The organism is Anoxybacillus pushchinoensis (genome assembly GCF_900111795.1).
Lineage (GTDB): Bacteria > Bacillota > Bacilli > Bacillales > Anoxybacillaceae > Anoxybacillus > Anoxybacillus pushchinoensis.
On record NZ_FOJQ01000084.1, the window covers coordinates 1 to 6,679 of the forward strand.

Here is a 6,679-nt window from a genome sequence, read left to right on the forward strand (position 1 = left end):
CAAAACGGTCAGAAGATGGGGGCAAATGGCTATTAGAGCTGTTTTTTTTCGTGCGTGCTTCCAGCTCTTGAACGCGATACTTGAGTTGTTCATTTTCTTTGCGTAGCTGTTTGTTTTCGTGACGCAAATGTTCATTTTCTTGAATAAGTTGATGAATGAGCTGTTTTTGTTGTTGAACTTTGCCGATTAAGCTCTCAACTGTAAATACAGCTTGTTGTACCGTCAACATGCGATTCACCTCCTTGTCTATCAGTATTCACATCATAGACAAGGAAAGAAGAAAATATTCAGCTCACTTTATGATGTGGCTGAATAGTTACGAAAGAAGAAAATATTCAGCTCACTTTATGATGTGGCTGAATAGTTACATTTTATGTATGTATGATCGATCTATCATCAAGGATAAAACTTGTATTTAGGATGAGTTTTGGATGAGTATATTTTATAAGAAATTTAAAAAAATTAAATTAGATAGAATATTTATTAACATAATTTACTTATTTGTTTTAAGAGTGAGCATGTACCTATTTCCTTTAATTACTATGCCTTATTTAGTTAGAGTACTAGGGATAGCGAATTATGGAGTTCTTTCTCTGATTCAAACGATTAGTTCGTATTTTGTTTTGTTCATAAACTACGGTTTTAATTTATCAGGTCCAAGGGATATTGCAGTCAATAAAGAAAATAATAAGGAGTTAAATAATATATTTTGTAATGTTATTTGTATAAAATTGTTACTTTTTATTATTTCAATACCTTTTCTTCTAATTGTAGGTCTACTGATTCCTATTACTAAAGCTAATTACTCTGTTTATCTATTATTATTAATAACATTAATTTCTGAAGTGATTTACACTAATTGGTTTTTTCAGGGGATTGAGAGACTGAGATTATTCACTTTAATAAGTTTATTTTCACGATTAATATCTTTGATACTATTGTTGATTTTTGTTAAAAAAGCAAACGATCTGTTTTTAGCATATTTAATTATTTCCGGTAGTAGTTTATTAGGTTCTATCATCAGTTTTATAATCATAAAAATAGAATTTAAGTTTAAATTTTTTTTTCCTGATCTTATAACTATTAAAACACAATTACAAAAAGGATGGGATTTATTTGTTGCTCAGGGTGCTACAACATTATTTTCTAACAGTAATATTTTTATTATAGGGTTATTACTAACTCCTGAACAGGTCGGTCTCTATTCAATTGCAGAGAGAATAATGAGGACGGTTGCATCAATGGTTGCCCCTGTAAGTAATGCTTTATACCCAGTCAGTGCGAAATTATTTAAGAAATCAAATGATGTTGCTATTAAATACTTAAAGAAATTTCTCTTTATCGGTAGTTTGGTATTTATGTTAGCTGGAGTAGGAATGGTTGTATTTTCAAATGTTATTGTCTTGGTAATGACGGGAGAAGAGAATATTGAGATTCAATACCTACTTCTTATTATGGCATTTATTCCGCTTAGTATTTATATAAATAATATTTATGGTACTCAAATAATGTTAAATTTATATCTAGAAAAAGTATTTAAATATCTAATAATCACTAATGGTATATCCTTGCCTGTATTAAGTTACATCCTTACACTAAATTTTAACTTATGGGGAGCATCATTTTCATTATTAATAACAGAGATATTATTAACTGTTTCTGTGGTTGTATATGTAGAATTTATTAAAAAACAAGGATTTTTAGGAGTTTTAAAAAAATGAAGGAATACAAAGTATCTATAGCTATGTGTACTTATAATGGAGAAAAGTATTTAGAGGAACAAATGAATAGTCTAGTTAATCAATCTTATAAACCTTACGAAATAGTAATTTGTGATGACTTTTCAACAGATAATACTTTAAATATATTATATTCCTTTCAAAGTAGATACAAAGATATTAAAATTAAAATAATCAAAAATGATAAAAATTTAGGTGTAATAAAAAACTTTCAAAAAGCCTTGTTAAATTGTACAGGAGATATAATTTTCTTAAGTGATCAGGACGATATTTGGTTGCGTGAAAAAATCCACAAGGTGGTTAATGAATTTAAAAAAAATAAAAATATAAAAGCAGTATTTACAAATGCTTATCTAATTGATGAGAATTCAGTTGAACAAAAGGATACATTATGGGATAAAATAAAGTTTAAAGAAAACATGAGAAATAAATTCAAAAATGGTCAAGGAATAGATGTATTACTAAAAAAAGATGTAATAACAGGTTGCACATTAGCTTTTGATAGAAGTTATCTAAAAGACATACTTCCTTTAAATGAAAATTTTATACACGATGCATGGATTGGAATAAACTTGGAGTTGAATAGTTGTTTAGGTTTAATTGATGAACCATTAATAAAATATCGTATTCATTCATCTCAGCAAATAGGTTTAAATAAGTCAAAAAGAAAAAAAGTTACAGTAAATGATAGGTATAGAAATGCTTTGATTAAACTAAATTGTATATTAGAACATTCAAAAAATTTATCTTCTTTAGATGTTGAAAAATTAGGTAAAGTTTACGAGAAAAAAGTATTCTATGAGGATAGGTGTGAACCATCTCTAAAGAATATAACTATGCATTTTTTAAGAGGAAATTATTTTAGATATACGAGTGGATTTAAAGCATTCGTACTAGATTTGATTATTGCATTAAGGAGAAAGTTATGATTAATTGGTTTTTATTGCTGATCTATAGTTTTATTGTTTATACAATACTAAGAATAGAGAAAAAGAAATTTGGTAATTTATTCACACCTTATTTCTTTTTAGTGATTCCATTTTTAGTTATTTGTTTTTTAAATATCATCTTAGGATCGTTATTAGGCTTTAAGATTATTAACTATAAAATAATATTATATTGGATTTTATACTCTACAGTATTTTTCATTGGTGGTACATTACTATTTCCTTTTACTAATAAAGATTTAAAGTACGAAAATAGTTCTATAAACAATAATAAAAATAATAATATAGTATCAATTTTTAGTATTTTGATTTCTTTATATTTGATAAAAGCGGCTTTTGATTTAATAAGTACACATCCAAGTATACACTATATTGCAAGTGATTTATTTGCGAAAGATTATGGACAAGGTATTTTAGCTTATTTAAGAGTAGGAGCGATGATTTGCTTAATATATTTAATAGGATTCTATGAACGAGTAAATATCATAATGGGCATATCAATAATAATAACTCTTATTCCATTTTTAATTTATCAAGTAAAAGGAATTATACTTATTCCAATTATTGCAGGAATTATCTTTAGAACAATGCTTGGTAATTTAAGATCTTCTTTAAAATTGATAATTATTTCATTATCATTAGGCATAATCATTTTTATAGTAGTATATAGTATACCGTACATCTATATGAGAGATTTTGATAATATTATGAATAAAAATTTCATTTTAGAAAAACTGAGAGATATTTTTGCATATTTATTTAGTGGTATATTAGGGTTTAGTGGGTATTTAGAATCAGGGATGAATACAATTGGTGATAGCCAAAGAATTATTGCTCCTTTATGGAACCTGTTACGGCATATCACTTATTGGGATAGAGTAGATAGCGTTGTAACCGAATACTTTTTCCCGATTGATAAAGATAATTTAAAGGTTTCAAATGTTTTCACACTATTTGGAACGATTCATATATATTTAGGTGTTTGGGTTTCTATATTCATATCGATTTTAATAGGATTTATAAGCTATATATTTAAAATGTGGTCAAATAATTCAGTTGTATGGCTTAAAGTTAATTATTGTTTTAATTTATCAATATTATCCTTTGGGTGGTTTGATTATAATTATTACCATTCATATATTTGGTTGTTTTGGATATTTGTGACATTACTAACTATTCTTTATTACACTAGTAGACTTCGTTTTTAAGTTTTTCTTCTGCTCGATCGGAAAAGCCTGCTGGGACGGTTTTCATTCCTAATGGAAAACCATCTTAGCTCGTATGCCAGCTGAATTGTATTTAAAATGTAAAATAAAGCTTTAGTAAAACACAAGATAAAAATTAAACACTAAATCGGAAACAAAACAGGTCAGTTTTCTCACAAAAGATATTTTGGGGACACGGCTTTGCGTGGAGTAGCGTGCATGGTAGGCTGGTTGCTTCTGTGAGTTCCTTTTGTGCTGCGGTCTTCGCAAAAGAATTCATGTGCGTAGAGGCTCCATGCCAAGCTTATAGGGTAAGATAATTTATATTGACATATGGATTATATTTACTTTTATAGATATAGGTTGCTAAATTTTCGTGAGCGTTACGGGATTCCCATGTCTTGTGAGGGCGTACGCAAACCCGCATTAGATGAGACTCTTTTAGACTTTGCGGCCCACGTATACCTTGGTCAAAGGTGAGAACGGTAGATAGTTCATAAAAAAGTGTGAAATCCTGCGGGCGACCTAGTCAGAAGCCAGCAAACAAAAACAAACAGGTTCTTACCTAGGGTCATCGTGTTCAAGTTTTCCTATCTGGTGTCGTGAATCCCCAAAATGAGAACTCAATCCTTCACTGGGTTATGGAAGTTTATGCCATGACTTTTTTTTGATTTTCTAAACATCTTAGAGGGCCGTTATCCAGACAAGCGATTATGCTGGTGCTCGACAATACTCGGATTCGCTGTTCCAAGATGATGAAAGATTTCTTGTGTCAAGAGGGGAATTTGGTTTTACTTTGGTATTACCAACGTGTTTCACAAAGGATGTTGCTGGTGGTATCGTCTAGTTTACGGATGACGTTAATTAACGCTTCAAAGACTTGTTTCGATGCTTGAAGTGTATAGCGTGGTGCAAGGGTGTTTTTGGCAATTAAAAAATGTACCAAATGGCAAACAAGAGTATGCAGTTGATTGAATATTAACTTATATGCAACGTTACTTGACATGGAGCCTCTGCAGTCACGATTCTACGCAAAGGAGGCAATTTGTATGGTTTTACAGGCAAAAGAGCCTATCATGACCGCCACTCCATATCAAGTTATAATTATGCAGAAATAGATGCATACGCTTAATTGCCAAACTGTACATTTTCTGATTGCCGCTAACAGCAAGGGTTAAGTCTTCAAAGTGCATTATATATTGAAATATTATATGTGGGGGGAATTATATTATGAAAATAATAGCATTTTATTTGCCGCAATTTCACGAAATAGAAGAAAATAATAGATGGTGGGGAAAGGGGTTCACAGAATGGACGAATCTAAAAAAAGCAAAACCATTAGCTAAAAATCACTATCAGCCTAGGATACCTCTTAACGAAAATTATTATGATTTAACAGATGATAATGTTAGGATATGGCAAGAAAAATTAGCTAGAGAATACGGGATTTATGGTTTTTGTTATTATCATTATTGGTTTAAAAATGGCAAAAAGCTGTTAGAGAAGCCAATGGAAATGATGCTGGAAAATAAAAATATAAAGCTTCCTTTTTGCATATCATGGGCAAATGAACCGTGGACAAGATCTTGGGATGGGAAATATGGTGAGGTTCTTATGGAACAGGAATACGGCGATGAACCAGAGTGGATCGAGCATTTTGATTATCTATATAAGTTTTTTAGGGATGATAGATATATAAAAGTTGATGGAAAACCACTATTTATAATATATAAATCAAGTTCAATAAAAAAGTGTCAAGAGATGATGGAATTATGGAACAGAATGGCGATTGATAGGGGATTAAATGGAATTTATTTTGTTAATACATTAAGAAGTAGAAAGATAGATAAAAGAGATCTTCCATTTTCTGCTTGTGTAGAATTTGAACCTGCGTACTCTACAAGCAATCTACCTTGGTATGAATTGAATATAAGGAGAGTATACAGATATTCTAAAAAACTATTTTGTCGTATTACTGGAAGAGAAACTATCTGCAATTTACCAATGGATTATGATAGAATGACAGAGTTGTCGTTACAGAAAAGACCATTAAAAGACCTCAAAACTATTCCGGGAGCATTTGTAAATTGGGATAATACACCAAGAAAAGGTATTATGGGAACCTACTATAAGAATTTTTCAGTTAAAAAATTTGAAGATTATCTAACAAAAAAGATCGAAAAAGGGATAAAAGAGTATAAATCTGAGTTTCTGTTTATTAATGCGTGGAATGAATGGTGTGAGGGAGCGTATCTTGAGCCGGACGGAAAGAATGGTTACGGATATCTAGAAGCTGTAAGGAATGCACTTATTAATAATGGAATTAGAATTTAGGGAAAGGCGAAGAAGCCATTGTCAAGGTGTTTGAACAGTTACATCTACAGTAAGATTAAGTTGTCAGTAATTTAGCTTTGGCAATGTGAAAAGTCATTTATAAAGATATTTGGATGATGTATAAAATTTTGTGTAAAGCATTTTGCTAGGCAAAAAGAAAAAAGGTAGGGTATTCTCTGATTTGAACCAAAAATCTTAGAGAAAGGAGTACCCTACCTATGTCTAAAAGTATACCGAATGTAGACTGGGCAAATCAACTGGAAAGTGTCATTCGTCAGTTTGTGAAGGAAAAATTAGAGCTGATTATGCGGGAAGAAATCAAACATTTCCTCGAAATCGAACAGGCGGACACATCCAATATGAGAAACGGCTACTATCAACGAAATCTAGATACGCAATATGGCCGAATTGAAGGCCTTTTGGTCCCAAGAGATCGAAATGGGGAATTTCAAAC

The 6,679-nt window shown here is 30.6% G+C and carries 6 protein-coding genes; 5 read left to right on the forward strand and 1 reads right to left on the reverse strand.

Going from position 1 to position 6,679, the window contains the following annotated elements; all coding sequences use genetic code 11:
- Positions 1 to 229 (reverse strand): DUF6444 domain-containing protein (locus BM213_RS13750; protein ID WP_244149306.1); only part of this gene is annotated, 229 nt, incomplete at its 3' end.
- A gap of 202 nt (positions 230 to 431) precedes the next feature.
- On the opposite strand from BM213_RS13750, the gene BM213_RS13755 reads away from it, so the two are divergent.
- The 5 genes from BM213_RS13755 to BM213_RS13775 all read left to right on the forward strand — a co-directional run.
- Complete coding sequence (locus BM213_RS13755; RefSeq protein ID WP_091705078.1) at positions 432 to 1,721, forward strand: oligosaccharide flippase family protein; 1,290 nt, start codon at positions 432 to 434, stop codon at positions 1,719 to 1,721.
- Positions 1,718 to 2,668 (forward strand): glycosyltransferase, encoded by a 951-nt coding sequence (locus BM213_RS13760; RefSeq protein WP_091705080.1) that lies wholly within the window; start codon positions 1,718 to 1,720, stop codon positions 2,666 to 2,668. Before BM213_RS13755 ends, BM213_RS13760 begins: the two co-directional genes overlap by 4 nt.
- Positions 2,665 to 3,894 carry a DUF6337 family protein gene (locus BM213_RS13765; RefSeq protein WP_091705083.1) on the forward strand — a complete coding sequence of 410 codons (1,230 nt, stop codon included), beginning with the start codon at positions 2,665 to 2,667 and terminating at the stop codon, positions 3,892 to 3,894. Before BM213_RS13760 ends, BM213_RS13765 begins: the two co-directional genes overlap by 4 nt.
- 1,227 nt (positions 3,895 to 5,121) lie before the next feature.
- On the forward strand, positions 5,122 to 6,225 hold the full coding sequence (locus tag BM213_RS13770) for a glycosyltransferase WbsX family protein (protein ID WP_033006767.1): 1,104 nt from the start codon (positions 5,122 to 5,124) through the stop codon (positions 6,223 to 6,225).
- Positions 6,226 to 6,443: 218 nt separating this feature from the next.
- Positions 6,444 to 6,679, forward strand: a 236-nt coding sequence (locus tag BM213_RS13775; RefSeq protein WP_208601927.1) for a transposase, incomplete at its 3' end; no start/stop codon positions are given.